Annotated in this window: 22 protein-coding genes, 1 tRNA gene and 1 other RNA gene; 6 read left to right on the forward strand and 18 right to left on the reverse strand. The window is 73.4% G+C overall.

The features are described from left to right. Positions 1–2: 2 nt before the first annotated feature. The 5 genes from MU522_RS02250 to MU522_RS02270 all read right to left on the reverse strand — a co-directional run bounded on the left by MU522_RS02250 (position 3) and on the right by MU522_RS02270 (position 2,989). Positions 3–359, reverse strand: coding sequence for an Rv3654c family TadE-like protein (locus tag MU522_RS02250; protein WP_246992181.1), 357 nt, complete (start codon positions 357–359; stop codon positions 3–5). Next, complete coding sequence (locus tag MU522_RS02255; RefSeq protein WP_146357909.1) at positions 360–680, reverse strand: hypothetical protein; 321 nt, start codon at positions 678–680, stop codon at positions 360–362. It abuts the gene before it with no gap. Further along, on the reverse strand, positions 681–854 hold the full coding sequence (locus MU522_RS02260) for a DUF4244 domain-containing protein (RefSeq protein ID WP_146357911.1): 174 nt from the start codon (positions 852–854) through the stop codon (positions 681–683). A 288-nt stretch (positions 855–1,142) separates the two neighbouring features. After that, a complete protein-coding gene (locus tag MU522_RS02265; protein WP_246992182.1) occupies positions 1,143–1,979 on the reverse strand; it encodes a type II secretion system F family protein in 837 nt (278 codons plus the stop codon). Continuing rightward, positions 1,976–2,989: a TadA family conjugal transfer-associated ATPase gene (locus tag MU522_RS02270; protein WP_246992183.1), complete on the reverse strand. Its 1,014-nt coding sequence runs from the start codon at positions 2,987–2,989 to the stop codon at positions 1,976–1,978. The genes MU522_RS02265 and MU522_RS02270 overlap by 4 nt, the downstream gene beginning before the upstream one ends. Positions 2,990–3,266: 277 nt before the next feature. Here MU522_RS02270 and acs point away from each other — a divergent pair, with 277 nt between their 5' ends. Next, entirely contained in the window at positions 3,267–5,207 is a 1,941-nt protein-coding gene (gene acs / locus MU522_RS02275; protein ID WP_246992184.1) for an acetate--CoA ligase, read from the forward strand. Positions 5,208–5,321: 114 nt separating this feature from the next. Here the strand turns inward: acs and MU522_RS02280 are convergent, their stop codons facing one another. Continuing rightward, positions 5,322–5,780: a RidA family protein gene (locus tag MU522_RS02280; RefSeq protein ID WP_128188327.1), complete on the reverse strand. Its 459-nt coding sequence runs from the start codon at positions 5,778–5,780 to the stop codon at positions 5,322–5,324. Further along, on the reverse strand, positions 5,777–5,944 hold the full coding sequence (locus MU522_RS02285; RefSeq protein WP_164877025.1) for a hypothetical protein: 168 nt from the start codon (positions 5,942–5,944) through the stop codon (positions 5,777–5,779). The genes MU522_RS02280 and MU522_RS02285 overlap by 4 nt, the downstream gene beginning before the upstream one ends. 49 nt (positions 5,945–5,993) lie before the next feature. Here MU522_RS02285 and MU522_RS02290 point away from each other — a divergent pair, with 49 nt between their 5' ends. From MU522_RS02290 to MU522_RS02300, 3 genes are all read left to right on the forward strand, one after another. Then, a complete protein-coding gene (locus MU522_RS02290; protein ID WP_246992185.1) occupies positions 5,994–8,558 on the forward strand; it encodes a transglycosylase domain-containing protein in 2,565 nt (854 codons plus the stop codon). 28 nt (positions 8,559–8,586) lie between these two features. Next, positions 8,587–9,489, forward strand: a complete 903-nt coding sequence (locus MU522_RS02295; RefSeq protein ID WP_225792856.1) for a metallophosphoesterase — start codon at positions 8,587–8,589, stop codon at positions 9,487–9,489. Positions 9,490–9,533: 44 nt separating this feature from the next. Next, positions 9,534–9,607 (forward strand) — tRNA-Pro (locus MU522_RS02300). Between the two features lie 211 nt (positions 9,608–9,818). Here the strand turns inward: MU522_RS02300 and MU522_RS02305 are convergent. From MU522_RS02305 to MU522_RS02315, 3 genes are read right to left on the reverse strand one after another with little or no spacing between them, the layout of a single operon-like run. Then, positions 9,819–10,433 (reverse strand): thymidine kinase, encoded by a 615-nt coding sequence (locus MU522_RS02305; protein WP_146357923.1) that lies wholly within the window; start codon positions 10,431–10,433, stop codon positions 9,819–9,821. Between the two features lie 2 nt (positions 10,434–10,435). After that, positions 10,436–11,059 (reverse strand): sigma factor-like helix-turn-helix DNA-binding protein, encoded by a 624-nt coding sequence (locus MU522_RS02310; protein WP_246992186.1) that lies wholly within the window; start codon positions 11,057–11,059, stop codon positions 10,436–10,438. Positions 11,060–11,082: 23 nt separating this feature from the next. Then, positions 11,083–12,603, reverse strand: a complete 1,521-nt coding sequence (locus MU522_RS02315; RefSeq protein ID WP_281440014.1) for a malate:quinone oxidoreductase — start codon at positions 12,601–12,603, stop codon at positions 11,083–11,085. A 106-nt stretch (positions 12,604–12,709) separates the two neighbouring features. Here MU522_RS02315 and MU522_RS02320 point away from each other — a divergent pair, with 106 nt between their 5' ends. Next, positions 12,710–13,048 (forward strand): hypothetical protein, encoded by a 339-nt coding sequence (locus tag MU522_RS02320; protein ID WP_246992188.1) that lies wholly within the window; start codon positions 12,710–12,712, stop codon positions 13,046–13,048. Positions 13,049–13,106: 58 nt separating this feature from the next. Here the strand turns inward: MU522_RS02320 and MU522_RS02325 are convergent, their stop codons facing one another. From MU522_RS02325 to ffs, 5 genes are all read right to left on the reverse strand, one after another. Further along, complete coding sequence (locus MU522_RS02325; RefSeq protein ID WP_246992197.1) at positions 13,107–14,183, reverse strand: aspartate-semialdehyde dehydrogenase; 1,077 nt, start codon at positions 14,181–14,183, stop codon at positions 13,107–13,109. Then, the gene (locus tag MU522_RS02330; protein WP_146357933.1) at positions 14,180–15,454 is read right to left on the reverse strand and encodes an aspartate kinase; all 1,275 of its coding nucleotides are present in this window, start codon (positions 15,452–15,454) and stop codon (positions 14,180–14,182) included. Before MU522_RS02330 ends, MU522_RS02325 begins: the two co-directional genes overlap by 4 nt. A gap of 154 nt (positions 15,455–15,608) precedes the next feature. Then, on the reverse strand, positions 15,609–16,208 hold the full coding sequence (gene recR, locus MU522_RS02335; RefSeq protein ID WP_128188335.1) for a recombination mediator RecR: 600 nt from the start codon (positions 16,206–16,208) through the stop codon (positions 15,609–15,611). Then, complete coding sequence (locus MU522_RS02340) at positions 16,209–18,434, reverse strand: DNA polymerase III subunit gamma and tau (RefSeq protein WP_246992199.1); 2,226 nt, start codon at positions 18,432–18,434, stop codon at positions 16,209–16,211. It abuts the gene before it with no gap. A 125-nt stretch (positions 18,435–18,559) separates the two neighbouring features. Next, positions 18,560–18,656: signal recognition particle sRNA small type (ffs, locus tag MU522_RS02345), an RNA gene on the reverse strand. Positions 18,657–18,716: 60 nt separating this feature from the next. Between ffs and MU522_RS02350 the strand changes: the two genes are divergently transcribed. Then, complete coding sequence (locus MU522_RS02350; protein WP_146357937.1) at positions 18,717–19,490, forward strand: cytochrome b5-like heme/steroid binding domain-containing protein; 774 nt, start codon at positions 18,717–18,719, stop codon at positions 19,488–19,490. 36 nt (positions 19,491–19,526) lie between these two features. Here MU522_RS02350 and MU522_RS02355 read toward each other — a convergent pair whose 3' ends face one another. The 3 genes from MU522_RS02355 to pta form a co-directional block, all read right to left on the reverse strand. Further along, complete coding sequence (locus tag MU522_RS02355; RefSeq protein WP_246992201.1) at positions 19,527–21,629, reverse strand: BNR repeat-containing protein; 2,103 nt, start codon at positions 21,627–21,629, stop codon at positions 19,527–19,529. A 171-nt stretch (positions 21,630–21,800) separates the two neighbouring features. After that, positions 21,801–22,994 carry an acetate kinase gene (locus tag MU522_RS02360; RefSeq protein ID WP_246992203.1) on the reverse strand — a complete coding sequence of 398 codons (1,194 nt, stop codon included), beginning with the start codon at positions 22,992–22,994 and terminating at the stop codon, positions 21,801–21,803. Further along, positions 22,991–25,105: a phosphate acetyltransferase gene (gene pta / locus MU522_RS02365; protein WP_246992205.1), complete on the reverse strand. Its 2,115-nt coding sequence runs from the start codon at positions 25,103–25,105 to the stop codon at positions 22,991–22,993. Before pta ends, MU522_RS02360 begins: the two co-directional genes overlap by 4 nt. Positions 25,106–25,247 lie beyond the last annotated feature (142 nt).

A 25,247-nucleotide genomic window follows, 5' to 3' on the forward strand; every position in this document is an offset into this window, starting at 1 on the left:
GCTCACGGCGCACCGCCCTGCGGCGGTCCGGCGACGGCGGTGCCGGATGCGCGCCACGGACCGACCGGGACGACGGCCGTCACGCGCGCGTCGAGCCCGTCGAGCGCGCACGCCTCGAGCCGTGCGCCGCTCGCCGCCGCGACCGCTTGCGCGAGCGCGCACGGCGCGCCGTCGGCGAAGCCGGAGCGCGCATCGGCTGCCGCGAGCGCAGCTGCCTCCGCCGCGGCCGATGCCCGCGCCTGCGCGATCGACGCGGTGCCCGCGCCGACGACGAGCAGCGCCAGCAGCAGCGCCGTGCAGGCAACCGCGAGCGCGAGCGCGGCGCCGGCGCCCCGCTCCTCCGCCCACCGCGAGCGCATCTACCGGCCGCCGCCGTGCGCGCAGCTGCTCGCCCGCAGCGTCAGCGCGCCGCCGAGCGCCTCGCGCGCGAGCACGGCGCAGACGAGCTCCCCGCGCGCCTCGATGCGCAGCGCGGCGCCGTCGGCGTAGAGCGCCGGATCGTCGCCGCGCCCCGCCGCCCGCGCCGCCGCGCCCGCCGACTGCTCGAGCCCGACCTGGGCCGCTGCCGCCGACACCGCAGCGACCGCGAGGCCGATGGCGAGCACGGCCGCCGGCAGCGCCGCGGCGAGCTCGGCCGTCACCGCGCCGAGCTCGCCGCGGCGGTCGCTGCCCGGTGCCACCTACTGCACCGTCAGGGCTCGCTGCACCATGTCGGTGAGGATCCCGCGCACCTCGTCGGAGCGCAGGATCACCACCAGCAGCCCGGCGAAGCCCACCGCCGCCATCGTCGCGATGACGTACTCGGCGGTCGCCGCGCCGTCCTCCTCCTGCACCAGCCTGTCGAGCATCCGCATGCTCGCCTCCTTCCCTCGGGGAGCCCCAAGGGTGCGCCAGATGCGGGTGCGGGCGTGCGGCGATCGAGCCGCCCTGTGGAGGAGCGGCTCGATCGGGATGCTGCGGGCGACCCGGTCAGGGGTCGCCGACGGGCCTCAGCGCCGGCGCTGCTGCGGGCGGATGGGCACCGTCGCCACGATCGGGTGCGGGGCGCTGCCGAACGAGGCGGCGAGCACGGCGAACCAGTTGACGATGGACTCGAAGAGGTTGCGCATGCCCCGACCGTAGGCGCCCGACCTGTCCGCCCCCTAGGTGAGCGGGGTGAGGGCGCCGGTGAGCATCGACGCGATGAGCGGCACGATCACGAGCAGCGAGAAGGCCGGCAGCACGCACGCGCCGAGCGGCAGCGACAGCTGCACTGCGGCACGCTGCGCCCGCGCCTCGGCCTCGAGCCGCGCGCGGATGCGCGCCGCCTGCGCCTCGGCCAGCAGCAGGCCGCGCACCGGCACGCCCGCGCGACGCGCGAGCGCGAGCGCCGCGTCGACCTCCGCCCAGCCGCCGGCGGCCACGCCTGCATCCGCGAGCGCGGCCTCCGCCGCGGCGCGGGCGCGATCGGTCGCGCCGCCGCCCGCGAGCGCGACGGCGACCAGGTCGAGCGCCAGCCCGGGGGCCGCCTCGCCGCGGGCCGCGCGGCGCACGATCGCCCGCGACCAGGCCCACGCCGCCACCAGCAGCGCGGCGCCCAGGAGCATCGACCAGGTGCCGACCCCGCCGCTCGTGGCCGCGCCGACGACATCGAGCCCGAGCGCCAGCCCGAAGCCGATGCCGACGAGCGGCAGCGCCATCACCAGCCGGGCCGTCGCGCGGGGCCCGGCGAGCGCCGCCTCGAGCGCACGCGACTGCACCGCCTGCTCGCGCAGCAGCCCGGCGAGGCGCTCGAGCGTCGGCGCGGTCGGCGCACCCGTCTCGCGCGCGAGCGCGAGCACCGCGGCGACCGTGCCGCGCGCGCCGCCCGTCTGCGCGTCGACCGCCGACGCATCCGTGCCGAGCACCGACCACGCGCGATCGATCGGCAGGCCGCCCGCGACGAGCGCCGCGAGCCGGTGCACGGTCGCGGCGGCCTCCTCCTGCGCCGCAGCGGTCATCGACGACGCACCGCCAGCCGATCGCCCTCGAGCACGAGCGAACCGATCGCCGCCACGCGGCGCACGGGCGCCCCCGCGACCGCCGCGCGCTCGATGTGCAGCACCGCGTCGATCGCGCTGACCGCCTGCCGCGCGAGCGCCGCGGGGCCGAGGCCCGCGAGCGCGCCGAGCGCCTCGAGCCTCGCCGGCACGTCGTCGAGCGAGTTCGCGTGCAGCGTGCCCGCGCCGCCGTCGTGGCCCGTGTTGAGCGCCGACAGCAGCTCGCGCACCTCGGCGCCGCGGCACTCCCCGAGCACGAGCCGATCGGGCCGCATGCGCAGCGCCTCGCGCACGAGCTGCTCGAGCCCGATCGCGCCCGCCCCCTCCGCGTTCGACTGCCGCGCCTCGAGCGCCACGACGTGCGGATGCCGGATGCGCAGCTCGGCGACGTCCTCGATCGTCACGATGCGCTCCCCCGCCCCCGCCTCCGAGAGCATCGCGCCGAGCAGCGTGGTCTTCCCCGAGCCGCCGGCGCCCGAGACGAGCACGTTCGCGCGCCGGGCGACGAGCGCACGCACCTCGGCGAGCGGCACGAGCGCGAAGGCGCCCGCCGCGTCGAGCTCGGCCAGGCTCAGCGCGCGCACGCGCGGCAGCCGGATCGACAGCTGCGCGCCCGCGACCGCGACGGGCGGCAGCACCGCGTGCACGCGGATGCCGTCGTGCAGGCGCACGTCGACGCACGGCGTCGCCTCGTCGACGTGGCGCCCGCCCGCCGCGACGAGCGCGACCGCGAGCGCACGGGCGCGCTCCGGCTCGAGCCGCAGCGCCGCGGCCTCGGCGCCACGACCGCGATCGACCCACACCTGCCCGCCCGTGACGAACACATCCGTCACCGCCGCCTCCGCCACGAGCGGCGCGAGCTCGCCGAACTCGCGCAGCGTGCCGCCGTCGGCCGCCGTGCGCGCCGGGTCGCGCGTGCTCGGGCGCGGGGCGCCGGCGACGAAGGGGATCCCGGTGGCGCGCTGCTGCATGGGCGCACGCTACGGGCGGCGCGCGCCGCGCGGGGACCGCCGCCGGGCGGCTGTGGAGAGGGCGGCCGCGCCGCAACGAGGGAGGCGGCGCCCACCTGGGGGGGGAGGGGACGCCGCCGCAGGGAGGCGGATGGGGGATCCACCGGTCACCTGCTGGTGCCGGCAGGGCCGGCGTCGCCATCGTAGGCTTCCGAGCGCGCGCCGGGCGGCGCAACACGGCGCAACCTCGCGCCGCGCCCTCGCTAGGCTCGCAGCGACGAGGAAGTCTGGAGGACCCGTGTCGGACCACATCGACCACCTGCTCACCGAGACCCGCCGGTTCGCGCCCCCCGAGGCGCTCGCGAGCGAGTCCGCGACGGACGCCGCGCTCTACGAGCGGGCCGCCGACGACCGGCTCGGCTTCTGGGCCGAGCAGGCGCGCGAGCTGCAGTGGGAGACGCCCTTCACCGAGGTGCTCGACTGGCAGCCGCCGCACGCGCGGTGGTTCCACGACGGCACCCTCAACGTCGCCGTCAACTGCCTCGACCGGCACGTCGACGCCGGGCACGGCGACCGCGTCGCGCTGCACTGGGAGGGCGAGCCGGGCGACCGCCGCACCATCACGTACGGCGAGATGACCGCAGAGGTCAAGCGGCTCGCGAACGTGCTCACCTCGCTCGGCGTGCAGGCGGGCGACCGGGTCGCCATCTACCTGCCGATGCTGCCGGAGGCGGTCGCCGCGATGCTCGCGTGCGCCCGCATCGGCGCCGTGCACACCGCCGTCTTCGGCGGCTTCAGCCCCTCCAACCTCCGCGGCCGCATCGACGACGCCGGCGCGAAGCTCGTCATCACCACCGACGGCGGGCACCGCAAGGGCAAGGTGTTCCCGCTGAAGCCGACGGTCGACGAGGCGCTCCGCGAGCCCGGCCACGGCGTCACGAACGTGCTCGTGGTGCGGCGGGGCGAGAACGAGATCGACTGGGTCGACGGCCGCGACGTCTGGTACCACGAGGCGATGGCCGACGCCGAGCCCGAGCACGCGGCCGAGGCGTTCCCCGCCGAGCACCCGCTCTTCATCCTCTACACGTCCGGCACGACGGGGCGCCCGAAGGGCATCCTGCACACGAGCGCCGGCTACCTCGCGCAGACCTCGTTCACGCACCGCCACGTGTTCGACCTGAAGCCCGAGACCGACGTCTACTGGTGCACGGCCGACATCGGCTGGGTCACCGGCCACAGCTACATCGTCTACGGCCCGATGGCCAACGGCACCACGCAGGTGATGCACGAGGGCACCTTCGACACCCCGACGCCCGAGCGCCCCTGGCAGATCATCGAGCGCTACGGCGTGACCATCTTCTACACCGCCCCCACGGCCATCCGCAGCTTCATGAAGCTCGGCCGCCAGCACACGCGCTCGAGCGACCTGTCGAGCCTGCGCGTGCTCGGCACGGTCGGCGAGCCCATCAACCCGGAGGCGTGGATCTGGTACCGCGACGTCGTCGGCGGCGGCACGACCCCGGTGATGGACACCTGGTGGCAGACCGAGACCGGCGCGATCATGATCTCGGGCCTCGCGTCGGTGACGACGCTGAAGCCGGGCAGCGCGCAGGTGCCGATCCCCGGCATCGAGATCGACGTGGTCGACGACTCGGGCGCATCCGTCGACGACGGCGACGGCGGCCTGCTGGTCGTGACGAGCCCGTGGCCGTCGATGCTGCGCACGATCTGGGGCGACGACGAGCGCTACCGCGAGACGTACTGGGAGAAGTTCGGCGACCGCTACTTCGCCGGCGACGGCGCCCGCAAGGACGAGGACGGCGAGATCTGGCTGCTCGGCCGCGTCGACGACGTCATGAACGTGTCGGGCCACCGGCTCTCGACCGCCGAGATCGAGTCGTCGCTCGTCGCGCACGAGGGCGTCGCCGAGTCGGCGGTGGTCGGGGCGACGGATGCGACGACGGGCCAGGCGGTCGTGGCGTTCGTGATCCTGAAGGAGAGCGCCGCGCACCACCCCGTCGAGGAGGCCGAGCGCATCCTCCGCCAGCACGTGGCATCCGACATCGGCGCGATCGCGAGGCCACGCCAGGTGTTCATCGTGCCCGACCTGCCGAAGACGCGCTCCGGCAAGATCATGCGGCGGCTGCTGCGCGACCTCGCGGAGGGCCGCGACCTCGGCGACACGACGACGCTCGCCGACCAGTCGGTGGTGGAGGCCATCCAGTCGCAGCTGCGCTGACGCGCCGCCCCGCCGCGCAGATGTAGGGCGAGTTGCGCTGGATGCGCCCGCATGGCAGCCGTTGGCCCTGCATCTGCGGCGGCCCAGCTCGGCGGGCGCGCTGGCGCGGCGCCGCTAGGCGAACTCGGCGATGACCTCGACCTCGACCGGGGCGCCGAGCGGCAGCTCGGCCACGCCGACGGCGCTGCGCGCGTGGCGGCCCGCGTCGCCGAAGATCTCGCCGAGCAGGTTGCTCGCGCCGTTGATCACGCCCGGCTGGCCGTGGAAGCCCTCGGCCGAGGCGACGAATCCGACCACCTTCACGATGCGGGTGATGCGGTCGAGGGAGCCGATCTCGGCGTCGATCGCCGCGAGCGCGTTGAGCGCGCACTGGCGGGCGTCGGCGGTGGCCTCGTCGGCCGACACCTCGGCGCCGACCTTGCCCGTGCGCGGCAGCGCGCCGTCGACCATCGGCAGCTGGCCGGAGGTGAAGACGAGGCGTCCGCTCGAGACGGCCGGGATGTAGGAGGCGACGGGCGGCACGACCGCGGGGAGCTCGAAGCCGAGCTCGCGGATGCGCTCGGCGACGCTCACGCGGACGCCTCGATCGGGCGCTTCAGGAACGCGACGAGGCCGCCCTCGGGGCCGTTCGCGACGTGCACGAGCTCCCATCCGTCGGCGCCCCAGGTGTTCAGGATCGCCGTCTCTCGGTGGATGAGCAGCGGCGTCGTCGCATACTCCCAGGTCGTCTTCGCCATCGTGCGTGGTCCCCTGCCCTCATAGGTTGGTCGCGTACCCTCGTATGCTATGGCCGCATCACGACACAAGCCAGGAAGCCTGCTCGCCTCGCTCCTGGGACTCATCGGTTTCAGCGCGATCGCCGGGATCCTCGTCTCGGCGACCCTGACGCCGGCGCTCGCGGTCGCCTCGAGCACCGCGAACAGCGGCCTCGACATCTTCGAGAGCCTGCCCTCGTACGCGCAGATCAACCAGCAGGCCGAGCGCAACCGCATCTACGGCCTCCGCGACGGCCAGCCCGTCGAGATCGCCCAGTTCTACGCCCAGGACCGCCAGGTGCTGCGCTGGCAGCAGGTGCCGCGCAACACCGTCGAGGCGCTCGTCGCTGGCGAGGACCGCCGCTTCTACTCGCACGGCGGCGTCGACGCCCCGTCCGTCATCCGCGCCGGCCTCTCGCAGGTCGGCTTCGGCGGCGAGTCCGGCGCCTCGACCCTCACGATGCAGCTCGTGCGCCAGCAGATCGCCATGGACGCGTTCATCCGCGGCGACCAGGAGACCTACGAGCAGCAGTACCAGGAGAGCTACCAGCGCAAGCTCGCCGAGATGCGGCTCGCGATCGGCCTCGAGCAGCGCTACACGAAGAACGAGGTGGTGCTCGCCTACCTCAACATCGCCAACTTCGGCGGCAACGTCTACGGCATCCAGGCTGGCGCGCAGCGCATCTTCAACAAGCCGGCCTCCGAGCTGACGATCGCCGAGTCGGCCGCGCTCATCGCGACGGTGCAGAACCCGTCGATCCGCAACCTGTTCAGCGCCGACAACTGGGAGCGCAACCAGGAGCGGCGCGACTTCATCATCAACCGGATGGCCGCCGACGGCTACATCACGGCGGAGCAGCGCGACGAGGCGCTCGCGACGCCGGTCGACGAGGAGTTCGTCGACATCCAGCCGGCGAACAACGGCTGCATCGCCGGCTACGACTCGGCGCGCTTCTTCTGCGACTACGTACAGCGCGTGCTCGCACAGGACCAGGTCGACGGGCACTACATCCTCGGCGCGTCCGAGGAGGACAACGCCGCCGCGCTCTTCCAGGGCGGCTACCGCATCTACACGTCGATCGACCTCGGCCTCAACGACTCGGTGCAGGCGCTGCTCGACCAGAACGTGCCGAACACCGAGACCCGCTGGCAGTCCGGCGGCGCGGTGACCCAGCTCGAGGTCGGCACCGGGCGCATCCTGACGATGGCGCAGAACAAGGACTACTTCAACGGCGACGGCGCACCGCCGACCGCGAGCGCGGTGAACTTCAACGCCGACTACGCGCACGGCCGATCCGGCGGCTTCCAGCCGGGCTCCGGGTTCAAGATCTTCACGCTCGCCCAGTGGATCATCGACGGCCACTCGGTCGACGAGCAGATCGACGCGACGCGCGAGGAGTGGCCCATGGGCGCCTTCCGCGCCGAGTGCACGGGCCTCGTCTCCGAGCCGTGGGACCCGCAGAACAACGAGGGCGAGGAGTACGCCCGCATGACGCCGACCGAGATCATGGTCAACTCCGTCAACACCGGCATCGCCCGCATGGCGAGCGAGATGGACCTGTGCGACATCCACCAGACGGCCGCGAACATGGGCGTCGTCCCCGCCGACGGCAGCGACTGGCAGATCTTCGCGCCGGCCGTGATCGGCTCGGGCTCGAACGTGACGCCGATGGGCATGGCCTCGGCCTTCGCCACGATCGCGAACGGCGGCGTCTACTGCCGCCCGATCGCGATCGACCGCATCGTCGCGCGCGACGGCTCCGAGGTGCAGCCTCCCGGCCAGGACTGCCGGCAGGCCATCACGCCCGAGGTGGCGTCGGTGCTGCAGGCCACGCTCGAGACGGTCACAGAGCGCAACCCGATCAACAACCCGCCCGGCACCACGCCCGTCATCTCGAAGACGGGCACGACGAACGGCGTCGTGCAGACCTGGGTGAACGGCGCGAGCCCTGAGATCGCGACCTCCGTCTGGGTCGGCAACATCGTCGGCAACTACTCGCTCGAGGAGCGCTGGAACGTGCGCTCGACGATCTTCCGCGGCGCGATGGCCGAGGGCATCGCGCGCTACCCGGGCGGCGAGTTCCTCTCCCCCGACGCCGACACGCTGCGCGGCAACGCGAGCCAGCTGCCGGATGTCTCGGGCCAGTCGGTCGAGGCCGCCACGGCCGCGCTCGAGGGCGCCGGGTACACGGTGCAGGTCTCCGACCCGATCGACGGCCTGCAGGCCGAGGGGCTCGTCGAGTACACGGCGCCCGGCGCCGGCTCGCTCGTGACCACGTCGACGCCGATCATCCTCTACCCGTCGAACGGCGGGCTCGCCGAGGGCGGCGACGCGGAGGAGACCGCGCCGCCTGCCGACCCGGCCGCCCAGACGTGGCCGGACCTCGTGGCGAGCTCGCTCGCCGACGCCCGCACGACGCTCTCGGGCGCAGGGTTCGACCCGGCGCTGCTGCAGATCACCTGGCAGGACCACGGCGAGGCCAACCTCTGCACCGTGCTCGCGCAGAACCCGCTGCCCGACACCCCGGGCGAGCCCGACGACCCGATCTCGGTCGTCGTGGGCACCAACGCCTCCGGGGGCGACCCTGGCTGCTAGCCGCGCGGTCGGCGCGGTCGTCGGCGGCGTGCTCGCCGCCGGCGCCGCGGTCGCCGCGTACGCCACAGCCGTCGAGCCGCGCGCGTTCCGGATCCGCTCCGAGACGCTGCGCATCCTCCCCGCCGGCGCGCGCCCGATCACGCTGCTGCACCTCGCCGACATCCACCTCGCGCCCTGGCAGGAGACGAAGCTCGACTGGCTCGAGGGTCTGGCGACGCTCGAGCCCGACCTGATCGTCAACACCGGCGACAGCCTCGGGCATCGCGCCGCGCTGCCGGTGCTGGCGGATGCGCTGCGCGTGTTCCAGGGCGTGCCCGGCTTCTTCGTCCACGGGTCGAACGACGTCTACGGCCCCGAGCTGAAGAACCCGCTCCGCTACTTCCGCGGGCCGTCGAGCGTCTCGGGCGAGTCGCGCGTCGAGCGCCTCGACATCCACGGGCTCGAGCGCGCGTACGAGGACCTCGGCTGGCTGAGCCTCAACAACACCGCCCGCGCCATCGAGGTGCGCGGCACCACGATCGCCGGCTTCGGCGTCTCGGACGCGCACCGGCACTGGGACCGGCTCGACGAGACCGAGGGCGCGCTCTCGCGCATGCGGCGGGCGCTCGGCGACGCCCCCCGCGCGACGCTGGGCGTGACGCACGCGCCGTACCGCCGCATCCTCGACGCCTTCGTCGACCTCGGCGCCGACGCGATCCTCGCGGGCCACACGCACGGCGGCCAGGTGCGCGTGCCCGGCGGGCACGCGATCGTCACGAACTGCGACATCCCGCGCGAGCAGGCGTCGGGGCTCAGCGAGTGGGCTCACGGCGGCCGCTCCGTGCCGCTCACGGTGTCGCAGGGCATCGGCTCGTCGATCTTCGCCCCGTTCCGGCTCGGCACGCCGCCGGAGGCGGTCGTCGTGTCGCTCCTGCCGCGCGACATCGGGTAGACTGGCGAGGTTGCACAGCCGGGGACGCGTTCCCGGCGGAGCACCGGGGTGTGGCGCAGCTTGGTAGCGCGCGTCGTTCGGGACGACGAGGTCGCAGGTTCAAATCCTGTCACCCCGACTTGAGGCAGAAGGGCTCAATGCGGCGAAGCCGCGTTGAGCCCTTCTGGGTCAAGGTCGAGTAGCGCGCGCAGCGCGCGTACCGAGACCTGGCGGCTGGGCTGGCGAGCGCTCTCGTCTCGATACGCCGCCTGCGGCGGCTACTCGACGAGCGGAGGCGGCGGCTGCTCGACGAGCGGAGGCGGCGGCTGCTCGACGAGCGGAGGCGGCGGCTACTCGACGAGCGGCGCGGGAGCGCCCAATCGTCCCCCCGACTCCTCCAGGTAGCACGTCGCGCACAGCGACTCGTAGGTGACCGCCTCGCCGTCGATCGCGACCTGGTCGCCGTCGAAGACGAAGCGGTCGCCGACCTTGCGGCCGTTGAAGAGCGCCTTGCGGCCGCAGCGGCAGATGGTCTTCAGCTCCTCGAGCGAGTGCGCCAGCTCGAGCAGCCGCGCCGAGCCGGGGAACGCGTGCGTCAGGAAGTCGGTGCGGATGCCGTAGGCGAGCACGGGCACGCCGCGCTCGACGGCGATGCGCAGCAGCTCGTCGACCTGCTCGGGCCGCAGGAACTGCGCCTCGTCGACGAGCAGGCACGCGACGGGCTCGGGGCGCTCGGCGGCGGCCGCCTCGAACGCGTCCAGCACCGAGTCCTGCGGTGCGACGAGGAAGTCGACCGCGCGGGTGACGCCGAGCCGCGAGACGACGTCGCGCTCGCCCTTCGTGTCGGTGGCGGGCTTCGCGAGCAGCACGCGCTGCCCGCGCTCCTCGTAGTTGAACGCCGCCTGCAGGAGCCCGGTGGACTTGCCGGAGTTCATCGCCCCGTAGCGGAAGTACAGCTTCGCCACGGCTAGAGCAGGCCGTCTTCTTCTGCGCGGTTGATGAGCTCGGCACGACGGCCGGCGGGCCGGTCGACGGCGGCGTACTTGGCGCGCACGCGCCGCAGGAAGGTCTTGGCGGTCTCGTAGCCGACGCCCATCTCGGCCGCGACCTGCACGGTCGTCAGGCCCTGCACATAGTGCGTGAGCGCCCGCCGCTCCCCCGGCGACAGGCGAGGGCGCCGCTCGGCGGGCTCGTCGGTCCAGCTCGTGGTGCGGCGCCGCGTGGGTCGGCGCACCGCCGCGACCTGCTCGGCCACCGCCTCGGCGGGCTCGCCGAGCGGCACGATCGCGGCGCCGAGGCCCTCGAGCGCCCGCCGCAGGGTCGTGTCGACATCGGCGTGCACGACGACGAGCGCGCCTGCGGCGACGACCGTGCGCGCGTGCGCGAGCATGGTCCTGCCGGGCTCCTCGGCGAGCACGACCACGTCGCCCGGGAACCCCGGGTCGACGACGAGGTTGGCGAACCGCGACGAGATCGCGGTCAGGGTGAGCGCCTCGTCGGCGTCGATCGCGTCGCGCAGCGCGTCCCTCTGCTCGCTGCCCGCGACCGCGCTGACGCGGCGCAGCGTCCCCGCCTCGGGGGACTCGGTCATGGACATCGGTCTGCCTTTAGTCGCTAGGCGGTGCCGCTGCCCGCGGCAGCGGCCTGGAGCTCGGGCGCGGACTCGGGGACGAGGCGCAGCACGCGAGCGGTGCGCTCGAGGCTCTCCCGCGCGGCCACCGGGTCGTCGTTCAGCCGGGTGCCGTAGCTGGGGATGAGCTCGCGGATCGTCTCGCGCCACTGCGGCATGCGCTCCGGGAAGCAGCGCTCGAAGATCGTCAGCATGATGTGGACGGCGGTGGATGCGCCGGGCGATGCGCCGAGCAGGCCGGCGATCGTGCCGTCCGCGCCCGTCACGACCTCGGTGCCGAACTGCAGCACGCCGCCCTCGTCGGGGTCGCGCTTCATGACCTGCACGCGCTGGCCGGCGGTGATGAGGCGCCAGTCCTCGTCGCGCGCCTTCGGCATGAACTCGCGCAGCGCCTCGAGGCGCTTCGTCCGCGACGCGAAGACCTCGCCGAACAGGTAGCCGACCAGGTCGAGGTTGGCGAGGCCAGCGCGGATCATCGGGTACAGGTTGTGGCCCTTGATCGTCTCGAACATGTCGGTGTACGAGCCGGTCTTCAGGTACTTGGGGCTGAAGCCCGCGTAGGGGCCGAACAGCAGGCTCGCCTCGCCGTCGACGACGCGCGTGTCGAGGTGCGGCACCGACATCGGCGGGGCGCCGACGCTCGCCTTGCCGTAGACCTTGGCGTTGTGGCGGGCGACGACCTCGGGGTTGTCGGTGCGCAGGAACGCACCGGTGATGGGGAACCCGGCGAAGCCCTTCGCCTCGGGGATGCCCGACTTCTGCAGCAGCTTGAGCGCGCCGCCGCCGCCGCCGACGAAGACGAACCGCGCGATCGCCTCGTTGGTGCTGAGGCCCACCTCGCGGCGCAGCTTCAGCCGCCAGGTGCCGTCGTCGAGCCGCTTGAGCCCGGTGACGGTGGTGTCGGTGTGCACGACCGCGCCGTCCGCCTGCAGGCGGTCGAAGAGCATCCGGGTCAGGGCGCCGAAGTCGACGTCGGTGCCGTCGGTCGAGCGGGTCGCGGCGATGCGCTGCGACTTCTTGCGGCCGGGGATGAGCGTGGGCGTCCAGGCGCGGATGACCTCGGGGTCCTCCGTGTACTCCATGCCGGCGAAGAGCGGCTCGTCCTTCAGCAGCTCCCAGCGGCGGCGCAGGTAGTCGACGTTGTCGTCGCCCCAGACGAGGGTCATGTGCGGCGTCGGCGAGATGAAGCCGGAGGGGTCGGGCAGCGTGCCGTCCTCGACGAACGACGCCCAGAGCTGGCGGGAGAGCTGGAACTGCTCGTTGATGTCGATCGCCTTCGCGGCGGTCATCGAGCCGTCGGGGCCCTCGGGCATGTAGTTGAGCTCGCAGAGGGCGGCGTGACCGGTGCCGGCGTTGTTCCACGGGCCGGATGACTCCTGGCCGACCTCGGGCAGGCGCTCGAAGACGCGGATCGTCCACGAGGGCTCGAGGCGGTGGAGGAGGGCGCCGAGCGTCGCGCTCATGATCCCTCCGCCGATGAGGGCCACGTCGATCGTCTTCGTCACCCTTCGATTCTAGGACGTCCTCCATGGACGCTCGACCCAGATCGTGCGCATCGCCAGGTTCCCAGGCCTAGCATGGGCGCGTCACCATCCGGCGAGAGGAGCGACCATGGGAATCCTGGACGACGCGAAGGACAAGCTCGGCGACGCGGCCGAGTGGGTCAAGGACAAGGCCGAGAACCTGGGCGAGCAGGCGCAGGGCGCCGGGCAGACGCTCGGCGAGAAGGCCGCCGACGCGCGCCACTGGGCCGAGTCGAAGCTGGGCGGCGACAGCGGCGAGCCGCAGCGCTTCGCCGGCGGCGCCGCTGAGGAGCGCACCGCCGACGGCGGCAGCTTCGCCACGGAGTGGGTGGATGCGTCGACCGACCAGGCGGCGGACGCACCGCAGGCCGAGCCGTCGGCGGAGGCGTCGCACGGCGACGACCACCCCCAGCACCCCGCGGCCTGAGCCGGTCGACGACGGAGGGCGGCGCCGATCGGCGCCGCCCTCCTCCGTTCCGCTCTGGTCAGCCGAGGCGCTGGGCGACGAGCTCCGCCAGCTGCACCGCGTTCAGCGCAGCGCCCTTGCGGAGGTTGTCGTTGGCGACGAACAGGACGAGTCCGCGGCCGGGCTCCGCTGACTGGTCGGCGCGGATGCGGCCGACCAGTGAGGCGTCGGCGCCGGCCGCCTGCAGCGGCGTCGGCACGTCGACGAGCTCGACGCCGGGCGCCTGCTCGAGGAGCGCTCGCGCCTGCTCGGGCGAGAGGTCGCGCTCGAACTCGGCGTGGATCGCGAGCGAGTGACCGGTGAAGACCGGCACCCGCACGCACGTGCCGGCGACGCGCAGCTCGGGGCGCTCGAGGATCTTGCGCGACTCGTTGCGCAGCTTCTGCTCCTCGTCGGTCTCGCCCGAGCCGTCGTCGACGAGCGAGCCGGCGAGCGGCAGCACGTTGTGCGCGATCGGCTGGGTGTAGACCCCCGGCTCGCCGAGGTCGATTTTGCCGCCGTCGTGCGTGAGCCGCTCCGGGTGCTGGCCGGCGGCGCGCTCGAGCTGGCCGCGGAGCTCCTCCACGCCGGCGAGGCCGGAGCCGGAGACCGCCTGGTAGGTGGCGACGACGAGCCGCTCGAGGCCCGCTGCGAGGTCGAGCGGCTTGAGCACGGGCATCGCGGCCATCGTCGTGCAGTTCGGGTTCGCGATGATCCCCTTCACGGCACCGGTGATCGCGTGCGGGTTGACCTCGGAGACCACGAGCGGCACCTCCGGGTCCATCCGCCAGGCCGACGAGTTGTCGATGACGACGACCCCGGCCTCCGCGAAGCGCGGCGCCAGCCGGCGCGACGTGGCGCCGCCGGCGGAGAAGATCGCGACGTCGAGGCCGCTCGGATCGGCTGTTTCGGCGTCCTCGATCGTGATCGAGCGGCCCTGGACCTCGATCGCGCGGCCGGCGGAGCGGGCGGACGCGAACAGCCGCAGCTCGTCGATCGGCACGGCGCGGTCGGCGAGCAGCCGCAGCACGACGCCGCCGACCTGGCCGGTCGCGCCGACGACGCCCAGGCGCAGCGGGCGCGCGGGCCCGGCCTCGTCGCTCAGGCGCCGGATCATCGCCCGGTCCCCGCGTGCACGACAGCCTCCTGGTCGCCGTCGAGCTCGAACGCCGAGTGCACGACGCGCACGGCCTCGATCAGCTGGTCGGCGCGGGTGACGACCGAGATGCGGATCTCGGAGGTGGAGATCATCTCGATGTTGATGCCCGCATCCGACAGCGCCCGGAACAGCCGCGCCGAGACGCCCGCGTTCGTGCGCATGCCGGCGCCGACGAGCGCCAGCTTGCCGATCTGGTCGTCGTGCTGGATCGACTCGAAGCCGACCTCGGCGCGATGCGCCTCGAGCGCCTGCAGCACGCTGCCGGCCTCCTCCTTCGGCAGGGTGAAGGAGATGTCGGTGCGACCGGTCGCCGCCTCGGACACGTTCTGCACGATCATGTCGACGTTCGCGCCGGACTCGGCCACGATCGTGAAGATCCGCGCCGCGGTGCCGGGCACGTCGGGCACCCCGACGACCGTGACCTTGGCCTCGGACAGGTCGTGGGCGACGCCGACGATCATCGGCTCTTCCATGGTGGACCCCGCTCTCTCTGGGTCGTAGACGATGGTGCCGTCGTCGTTCGTGAACGACGATCGGACGTGGAGGGTGACGCCGTGCCGGCGGGCGTACTCGACGCTGCGGATGTGCAGCACCTTGGCGCCGGCGGCGGCGAGCTCGAGCATCTCCTCGCTCGTGACGCGGGCGATGCGGCGGGCGCGCGGGACGACCCGCGGGTCGGCGGTGAACACGCCGTCGACATCCGTGTAGATCTCGCACACGTCGGCCTCGAGCGCGGCGGCGAGCGCGACCGCGGAGGTGTCGGAGCCGCCGCGGCCGAGCGTGGTGATGTCGCCGGTGACCTTGTTGAAGCCGGCGAAGCCCTGCACGATCGCGATCTGCCCGGCGTCGAGCGCCTGGCGCACGCGGCCGGGCGTCACCGAGACGATGCGGGCGGAGCCGTGCCGGTCGTCGGTGAGCATGCCGGCCTGGCTGCCGGTGAACGACACGGCCTCGGCGCCCTGCGACTTGATCGCCATCGCGAGCAGCGCCATGGAGATGCGCTCGCCGGCGGTGAGGAGCATGTCGAGCTCGCGACCGCCCGCGGGGAGGTTCGGCACGACGGCGTGGGCGAGGTCGAGCAGCTCGTCGGTGGTGTCGCCCATCGCGGAGACGACCACGACGACGTCGTCGCCGCGCTTCCTCGTCTCGACGATGCGCTTCGCGACACGCTTGATGCTCTCGGCGTCGGCCACGCTCGACCCGCCGAACTTCTGCACGATGAGGCTCACGCCGCTCCCCAGGTCCCGGAACACCCCAGTCTAGGCGGCGGGCGCATGCCCTCGGCGTCGACGCCTCGCCACGGTCTCGCGACGCGAGCGGCCTCCGACCGCGCGCTCCTCGACCTTGAGCCCTCCGCTCACCTCGAGGGTGAGCGCTGCGGGCTCAACGCTCTACCGTGCGGCGGCCCTCGAACGCCCGGCCGAGCGTCATCTCGTCGGCGAACTCGAGATCGCCGCCGACGGGCAGCCCGCTCGCGAGCCGCGACACCCGCACGCCGAGCGGCAGGAGGGTGCGGATGAGGTAGGTCGCGGTGGCCTCGCCCTCGACGTTGGGGTCGGTGGCGATGATGACCTCCTCCACCGCGGCGTCCTGCAGCCGGGTCATGAGCGACGCGACGCGCAGCTGGTCGGGGCCGACGCCCTGCATCGGGTTGAGCGCGCCGCCGAGCACGTGGTACAGCCCGCGGTACTCGCGGGTGCGCTCGATGGCGACGACGTCCTTCGGCTCCTCGACGACGCAGATCGTCGTCGGCACCCGGCGAGGGTCGCGGCAGATCGCGCAGCGCTCCTCCTCGCCGATGTTGCCGCAGACGACGCAGAAGCGCACGCGCTCGCGCACCGTCTGGAGGATCGTCGCGAGCCGGTCGACGTCGAAGGTCTCGGTCTGGATGATGTGGAACGCGATGCGCTGCGCCGACTTCGGTCCGACGCCGGGCAGCCTCCCGAGCTCGTCGATGAGGTCCTGGACGATGCCGTCGTACACCTAGCGCTCCCCTCGCACCCGCGGGCGCTCCTCGATCAGCTCGGCTCCGAGCTCCTCCCGCACGACCGCCTCGCCGTAGCGCGCGGCCTGCGAAGCCGAGAGCGCGGGCTCGGGCGCCGGCGCGGAGCGCGCGAGCTCGGCGAGCGACGGCCCGGTCGGAGCCGCCCTCTGCTGCTCGACCGGCGCGGGCTCGGCCGCGACCGGGGCGTCGGGCGCGGAGACGAAGGAGAAGGGGTCGGGCTCCGGCTGGTCGGGCAGGCCCTGCTCCGGGAGGTCCTCTGGCGGCGCCTCCGCGTCGCTCGGGATCGTCGCGACGGCCCAGCCGGTGACCGGCTCCGCGGCGGCCGCTGCCGCCGCGATCTCTGGCTTCGCGCGGCGGGCAGGCGCCACCGCGACCGAGGCGTCGGGCCGGAGCGCGGGTGAGGGCGCGGCGGCCGGAGCGGGTGCGTGCGCGGCCGGGGCGCGGCCTCGGTGCGCCTCCTCGCCGCCTGCCGGAGCGGCAGGCTCGGACGCGCGGCGCGAGCCCTGACGCGTGCGCGGCACGTACCGCACGTCGAAGCCGAGCAGCTCGCGGATGGCGGTGCGCAGCGCGTCGGCGACGCTCGGACGCGTGCCCTGGGGCTGCTTGAAGCGCTCGACGTCGGCCTCCGACTGGAAGCCGAGCACGAGCACGTCGCCGTCCCGCAGGTCGATCGGCGTGAGGGTCGTCGCGACCATCCACGCCGAGCGGTGCTGGTCGGCGAGCAGCTGCAGCACCTCGTCCCAGGCGTCGCGCAGCTGGCCGAACGTGATCGCCTCCGCCGACGCCGCGACCTGCGGCGCAGGAGCAGCCGGCGTCGGCGCGGGCGCGCTCGCCGCAGGCGTCCGCACGGGCGGGACCGCGGCCGGAGCGGGCGCGGGGGCGCTCGCAGGCGGGGCGGGTGCCGATGCGGGCGCGGCCCTCGGCGCAGCAGCGGGTGCGGGCGCGGCCTTCGGCCTCGACGCGGGCGCGGACTTCGGCGGCCCCGGGGCGGGCGCGGATGCGGTGGCAGGCGGTGGCGCGGCGGCCGGCGCTGCGGGTGCGGGCGTCGCGCCGTCGAGCCGCTGCTCGAGGCGCTCGACGCGCGCGAGGGTGCCGACCTCGGGGTCGCCGCTCTCGGGCACCAGCAGGCGCGCGGCCATCAGCTCGAGGTGGAGCCGCGGGCTCGTGGCGCCCGCCATGTCGGTGAGCGCCTTCGCGACGATGTCGGCGGCGCGGGAGAGCTCGGCCGCGCCGAAGCCGCCCGCCTGCTCGACGAGCGTGGCGAGCTCGTCCTCGGGGACGCCGTGCAGGATCGCGGCGGGGTCGCTGGCCGCGTGCGCGACGATCAGGTCGCGCAGCCGCTCGAGCAGGTCCTCGACGAAGCGGCGCGGGTCCTGGCCTGTCTGCACGACGCGGTCGATCGACGCGAACAGCCTCGGCGCATCCGCCGCCGAGAGCGCGGCGACGATCTCGTCGAGCAGCTCGCCGTGCGTGAAGCCCAGCAGCGCGACCGCGTGCTCGTAGGTGACGCCGCCCTCGGAGCCCGCGATGAGCTGGTCGAGCAGGCTCAGGGTGTCGCGCGCGGAGCCGCCGCCGGCGCGCACCACGAGCGGCAGCACACCGGGCGCGACCTCGACGCCCTCCTGGGCGCACAGCTGCTGCACGTACTCGAGCATCGGCGCCGGCGCGATGAGCCGGAAGGGGTAGTGGTGCGTGCGCGAGCGGATCGTGCCGATGACCTTCTCGGGCTCGGTCGTCGCGAAGATGAACTTGATGTGCTCGGGCGGCTCCTCGACGATCTTGAGCAGCGCGTTGAAGCCGCCCGAGGTCACCATGTGCGCCTCGTCGATGATGAAGACCTTGTAGCGGTCGCGGCTCGGCGCGAAGGTGGCGCGCTCGCGCAGGTCGCGGGCGTCGTCGACACCGCCGTGGCTCGCCGCGTCGATCTCGACGACGTCGAGCGAGCCGCCGCCGTCACGGCCCAGCTCGACGCACGAGTCGCAGACGCCGCACGGCTCGGGCGTGGGGCCCTCGGCGCAGTTGAGGCAGCGCGCGAGGATGCGCGCGCTGGTGGTCTTGCCGCAGCCGCGGGGGCCCGAGAAGAGGTAGGCGTGGTTCACGCGGTCGGCGCGCAGCGCCGTGCGCAGCGGGTCGGTGACGTGCGCCTGCCCGATGAGCTCGGAGAACGACTCCGGCCGATAGCGGCGGTAGAGGGCGGCGACCATGCGACCCAGGCTACTTCCCGCCGGTGACGTGCCGCGCCGCAGCCCGGACATGCGAGGACTCCCCGCGCACCCGCGACGCATCGCGTCGCGGCGCAAGCCCAGCCCGGCCATCTTCGAGCCCGGACATGCAGGACTCCCCGCGCACCCGCCAGAGCCCGGTTGCCCTTGCTTCGTCTCCGACCTGGGGGATTTGGCCTGGATGGCGCCACGCGGGGAGCCGCATCCATCGTACCCAACGCGCGGCACCGGTGCGACGCAGGTGGGCGCCGGTACCGTGTCGGCATGCTTCCCGCGACGGGCAACCCGTTCGACCTCGCCTTCGGCCTGCCGCTGCACCCGCTCGCGGTGCACGTGCCCGTCGTGCTGCTGCCGCTCGGCGCGCTCGGCCTGCTGCTCGTCCTCGCCATGCCGCGCTGGCGGGCGTCGCTCGCCTGGCCCGTCGTCGGCGTGCTCGGCATCGCCGCCGCGGGCGCGCTCGTGGCGAAGCTCTCGGGCGAGGCGCTCGCCGCCAGGGTCGGCTCCCCCGGCCAGCACGAGCAGCTCGGCAACTGGCTGCTCGCGACCGCCGCGACGCTCTTCGCCGCCGCCCTCGCGTGGTGGCTGTGGCAGCGGCGGCTCACCCGCGCCCGGCGCTCGTCGGGCATCATCGGGCTGCTGAGCGGCATCGTGCTGGCGGCCGTCGCGCTCGGCGCGCTCATCATCGCGGTGCTGACCGGGCACACGGGCGCCACCGCCGTCTGGCAGGACCGCGTCGCGGGCATCGCCCCGAGCGCGGAGCCGGAGCCGGCGGTGGGCCCGACCCCGTCCGCGGGCGAGGACGGCATCTCGATCGGCGACGTCGCGGGGCACGACGATTCCGCCTCCTGCTGGGTCGCGATCGACGGCACCGTCTACGACCTCACGGAGTGGGTGACCGAGCACCCCGGCGGCCCCGACCGCATCCTCGGCATCTGCGGCACCGACGCGACCGAGGACTTCGCCGCGCAGCACGAGGGCATGGAGCTGCCCGCCGAGCGCCTGGCGCAGTTCGAGGTGGGCGAGCTCGCCGACCGCTGAGCCGGCTCGCACCCGAGCTCGCCGGCCCGCGGAGGATCAGGGCGTGAGGACCTCGACGATGGACACGGGCGAAGGCTCGAGCGTCGTCAGGGTCTCGTGATCGCCCTGCAGCACAGGCTGCAGGAACACGAAGAGCCTGCCGGTCGATCGCCACGCCGATGTGTCATAGGTGGGCTCCCACGAGCCCATGGAGTCGCTCGTCAGATCGTCCACGGTCCAGGAGTTCGACGCGATGGCGGCCGTCGTGGCGAGCGCGGCTCGAGAAGCGCGCTCCGAGTCGCGGATCAGCAGCAGCACCTGCGCTTCGTCGCCCGATCCGCGCACCGCGATCTGCGGCCGGGCGATCGGCACGGCCTTCGTCCCGATGCCGGCCAGGTCGAACGTGGTGGTGCGGATCTGCGTGTCGAGGACTTCCCAGCCCGCTTGGGACTGGCGGATCACGTGGTACTGAGTCACGCCGTCGCTCGTCCAGTACGAGGCGATGAAAGGGCGGTCTTCGTCGTCGACCGCCATCGACGTCTGGTTCATGAGGTTCGATCCCTCGGGCACTGCGGCGATCTGCTCAGCGGTGTCGAGCATGATGGGACCGGAGTAGACGCTGCCGTCGGAGCGAGCCCACGTCGTCGCGCTCGCGTCCGTGGCGACGGCGTAGTAGACGTTGCTGTTCGTCTCCACCGCTGCCGTGCGGCGGAAGGTCCAGGACAGATGGATCCGGTCCTGGGCGTCGATCGTCGCCTGCCAGTAGGGCGACACCTCGCCTTCGCCATCGATCACCCTGGTGGCCGCGCGAGACCACTCGCCGGTCGCCGCGGCATACCGGTTGATGTGGAGCGAGCCGTTGCCGCTGGAGCCGTCCCGGTAGAGGAAGTACAGATCCCCGGTCGATGCTCGCAAGAACTGGGGGTACGTCACCGAGCGTTCATGCATGCCCGTCATGGGGACTGCACCGCCGAGGACGAGCGACCCCGGTGCGGTGGAGACGGCGTAGCGAAGCGGAGTCCCATGCATGCCCCACGCGACGTGGAGCAGCCCCTCCCCATCGACCGCGATGCTGATGGAGTTGTGGGCGTCCGTGACGTCGCCTCGATGCTGCGTGATCGCCGTGCGCCATGGGCCATCGAGCGGCCGGCTGGCGAGCACCACCCGGCCCTGCGCGTCGTAGTAGGCGGCGAACTGCACGAGCTCTTCGCCGATCGTGGCCGTCACGACCGAGTCCGCTCGGAACGAGGTCGTGTTGACGGAGTTCCTCGCATAGCCGTCGCCCAGCGTCGAGGCATTGATGATCTGGGAGGTGAAGTCAGTATCGGCGGGCGGTCGGGCGGTCGGAGGCGCCTGGCGCTCCACAGGACTCGTCCAACGGCCGGCTGCCACGAGATCATCGGCCCGCCCGAAGCGCGTCGACGTCATCGGTGCGCCGCCGAGCGAGTCGGAGAACGCGACCCGGGCTCCGGCTCGCACGGCCAGTGTGTCGTCCCCATCGCCGTCCCAGTCCCCCGCCAGGACGTCGGTCGTCCCGCTCGCGAGCTGGAAGGCGCGATCCGCGATACCGGAACGCAGCCGATCCAGGACGAACAGACTGGACCCGCGGCGTGCCGCGATGGTGTCGATGCCGTCTCCGTCCCAATCGCCGACGACGATCTGGTCCGAGGAGCGACCGAAGCCCACCACCCGGTTCGCTGAGCCGCCGGCCGGGGAATCGGTGAAGTGCATGATGCTGCCGCGCCGCACAGCGACGGTGTCGACGCCATCGCCGTTCCAGTCCCCGACGAGCAGCTCGTCCGCCGTGCGCCCGAAGCTGTAGACGCGGTTGGCGGTGCCCGGCCCCAGCCGGTCAGACGCGTAGACCCCGCCGCCCCGTCGCACGGCGATGGTGTCGATGCCGTCGCCGTTCCAGTCGCCGAACACGAGCCGATCGCCCGAGCGCCCGTAGACGAACGACCGCTGCGCCACGGTGTCCTCGATCCGGTTCTGCACGAACACCGTCGTCCCTCGGACCGCCACCAGGGACTGACCCGCCTCGGTCGACTCGGCCGTGGCCGGAGTCGGGGGTGAGAGCACCACCATCGCAACGCTCAGCGCGGCGACCATTGCGGCCGTCACCAGGCGCAGCCCTGGCTGGGGTTGGTGTGCATGCATCATCGTGGCCTCCTCATACGAGGTCTCGAGTTGGGCGTCGTGACATCAGGATGCTGGAGCGGGGCCCGCTGAACTCCGAGGCATCCTCGAGTCATCCTGTCGAGAGCGTAGCCGACGCGCTATCTCCCGCCAGGGTCTTGCCGTACGTCCACCGGCCGCTCGGCCCGCCGGTCGTCAGGGGGCGTCGACCAGCGCCGCGACCTGCCGCGCGATCTCGAGCTCCTCGTTCGTCGGCACGACCCACACCTCGATCGGCGAGCCGTCAGCCGAGATGCGGCGCTCGCCGCGGCCGCGGTTGCGCTCGGGGTCGAGCACGATGCCGAGCCCCTCGAGCCCCTCGAGCGCGATCTCGCGCACGCGCGCGGCGTTCTCGCCGATGCCCGCGGTGAAGGCGATCGCGTCGGTGCGGCCGAGGTGCGCCAGGTAGGCGCCGACGGTGCCGCGCAGGCGGTGCCCGACGATCTCGAGCGCCTCGACCGCCCGGCCGATCCCCGCATCCGCCGCCTGCAGCACGTCGCGCATGTCGCCCGTGCCGGTCATGCCCAGCAGGCCCGATCGCTTGTTCAGCAGCGTGTCGATCTCGTCGACCGACATGCCGGCGACGCGATGGAGGTGGAAGACGACGCCCGGGTCGATGTCGCCGGAGCGCGTGCCCATCACGAGGCCCGCGAGCGGGGTCATGCCCATCGAGGTCTCGATGCTCCTGCCCCCGCGCACCGCGGTCGCCGAGGCGCCGTTGCCGAGGTGCAGCACGATGCTGTTGACCTCGTCGAGCGGCCTGCCGAGCAGCTCGGCCATGCGGCGCGAGACGTACTGGTGGCTCGTGCCGTGGAACCCGTACTTGCGCACGCGGTGCTCGGCGGCGACGCGCTCCTCGATCGCGTAGCGGTGCGCCGCCGGCGGGATCGTGAGGTGGAACGCGGTGTCGAAGACCGCGACGTGCGGCAGGCCGGGGAACGTCGCACGGGCCGAGCGGATGCCCTGGAGGTTCGCGGGGTTGTGGAGCGGGGCGAGCGGGGCGAGGTCCTCGATCTGCTGCTGCACGTCGTCGTCGACCCGCACCGCGCGGTCGAAGCGCGCGCCGCCCTGCACGACGCGGTGCCCGACGCCGACGAGCCCTGCCCGCTCGAGGTCGGGACCGTGCCGCTCGAACTGGCGCAGCACCCATCCGAACGCCTTCTCGTGGTCCGGGATGACGCGCTGCTCGACGACGGGCTCGCTGCCGGGCACCTCGTGCTTGGCCTCGCCGGTGGTCTCGCCGATGCGCTCGATCAGGCCGCTCGCGAGCGCGCGGCCCGCGTCGACGTCGACCAGCTGGTACTTGAGGCTCGACGAGCCGGCGTTGATGACGAAGACGGAGCGCGTCATGCCTGCGCTCCCGGTGCCTGCGCCCCCGAGGCCTGCGCCTGGATCGCGGTGATCGCGATCGTGTTCACGATGTCGCTCACGAGCGCACCGCGGGAGAGGTCGTTGACGGGCTTGTTGAGCCCCTGCAGGACGGGGCCGATCGCGAGCGCGCCCGCCGAGCGCTGCACCGCCTTGTAGGTGTTGTTGCCGGTGTTGAGGTCGGGGAAGACGAAGACCGTCGCCCGCCCGGCCACCTGCGAGTCGGGCATCTTCTTGCTCGCGACCGCCGCATCCGCCGCCGCGTCGTACTGGATCGGGCCCTCGACCGGCAGCTCGGGGGCCCGCTCGCGCACGAGCTGCGTCGCGGCCCGCACGCGGTCGACCTCGGCGCCGGTGCCCGACTCCCCCGTCGAGTAGGACAGCATCGCCACGCGCGGCTCGATGCCGAACTCGCGCGCCGTCTGCGCCGACGAGATCGCGATGTCGGCGAGCTCCTCGACGGTCGGCTCGGGGATGACGGCGCAGTCGCCGTAGACGAGCACCCGGTCGGCGAGGGCCATGAGGAACACGCTCGAGACGACGGAGACCCCCGGCTTCGTCTTGATGGTCTCGAAAGACGGCTTGATCGTGTGCGCGGTCGTGTGGGCGGCGCCGGACACCATGCCGTCGGCGTCGCCCAGGTGCACCATGAGCGTGCCGAAGTAGCTGACGTCGAGCAGCCGCTCCATCGCCTGCTCGATCGAGACGCCCTTGTGCGCGCGCAGCCGCTGGTACTCGGCCGCGTAGCGGGGCCGCAGCTCGGCGTCGTCGGTCGCGACGATGCGGGCGCCCGACAGGTCGAGGCCGAGGGCCGCCGCGCGCTGGCGGATGGACGCCTCGTCGCCGAGGATCGTCAGCCGGGCGATGCCCCGCGCGAGGACGGTGGATGCGGCCTGCAGGATGCGGTCGTCGTCGCCCTCGGGCAGCACGATGTGCCGCACGTCGGCGCGCGCCCGCTCGATGAGGCTGTGCTCGAAGATGAGCGGCGTGACGACGTCGGTCGTCGCGACCTCGAGGCGCTCGAGCAGCGCCGCGGCGTCGACGTGCTGCTCGAAGAGGGCGAGCGCCGCGTCGCGCTTGCGCTGCGTGCCGTCGATGAGCGAGCCGCGCGTGCCGGCGATGCGTCGCGCCGTCTCGTAGGTGCCGTGCGGGTTGGCGCCGATCGGCAGGTCGAGGTCGAGGCCGTCGAGGAGGAGCTGCACCGCGGGGTGCAGCTCGAAGCCGCCGTTGAGGATGATGCCGGCGATCGACGGGAAGGTGTCGGACTGCTGCGCGAGCAGCGTGCCGACCACGACGTCGGAGCGGTCGCCGGGCATGACGAGGATGCCGCCCTCGATGAGCCGCTCGAGCACGTGCTCCATCGACATGCCCGCCACCACCGTGCCGAGCGACTCGCGCGACAGGAGCCCCGGGTCGCCGCGCAGCAGGGTCGCGTCGACGGCGCGGAAGAGCGAGCCGACGCTGGGCGCGCTCAGCAGCGCGTCCTCCGGGATCGACCAGACGGGCACCCCGGCCGGCACCGCCCCGGCCATCGCCGCCGGGATCTCGTCCATCGCCGAGGGGTCGGCGCGGTTGACGACGACGCCGGCGATCGATGCGTGGGCCTGGGCCAGCTCGGCGGTCGTCACCTCGGCGAGCTGCCGCAGCTGGTCGGCCGTGCGGGGCGCGTCGGTCTCGGGGTCGCGACCGCCGAGCACGAGGAGCACGGAGGCGCCGAGGTTGGCCGCGACGCGCGCGTTGAAGCCGAGCTCGGTGGGGCTGCCGACGTCGGTGTAGTCGGAGCCGACGATGACGATCGCGTCGAAGCGCTCGTCGATGCGGTGGTAGCGGTCGACGATCGTCGAGAGCGCGGCCTCGGCGTCCTCGTGGACCGCGGCGTAGGTCGTGCCGATCGCCTCGTCGTAGTCGAGCTCGACCGCGTCGTGCGCGAGCAGCAGCTCGAGCACGCCGTCGCGCTCCTCCTCGGAGCGGGCGACGGGACGGAAGACGCCGACGCGCTCGACCCTCCTGCCGAGGGCGTCGAGCAGGCCGAGCGCCACGATCGACTTGCCTGCGTGGCCCTCCGGGGAGGCGATGACGATGCGGGTCGGCACCCCTCCACGCTAGTGCCATGCGTCCGGGAGGTCACGAAAAGGTAACGCTTCCTCGACACTCTTCCGCCGACCACAGCGCGCCCATAGATTCAGGCACATCTGCCCCCCCACTTCACCGGGGGCTTCGTCCTGAACGAAGGAT

The sequence above is a fragment of the Agrococcus sp. SCSIO52902 genome, from assembly GCF_022983135.1.
Lineage (GTDB): Bacteria > Actinomycetota > Actinomycetes > Actinomycetales > Microbacteriaceae > Agrococcus > Agrococcus sediminis.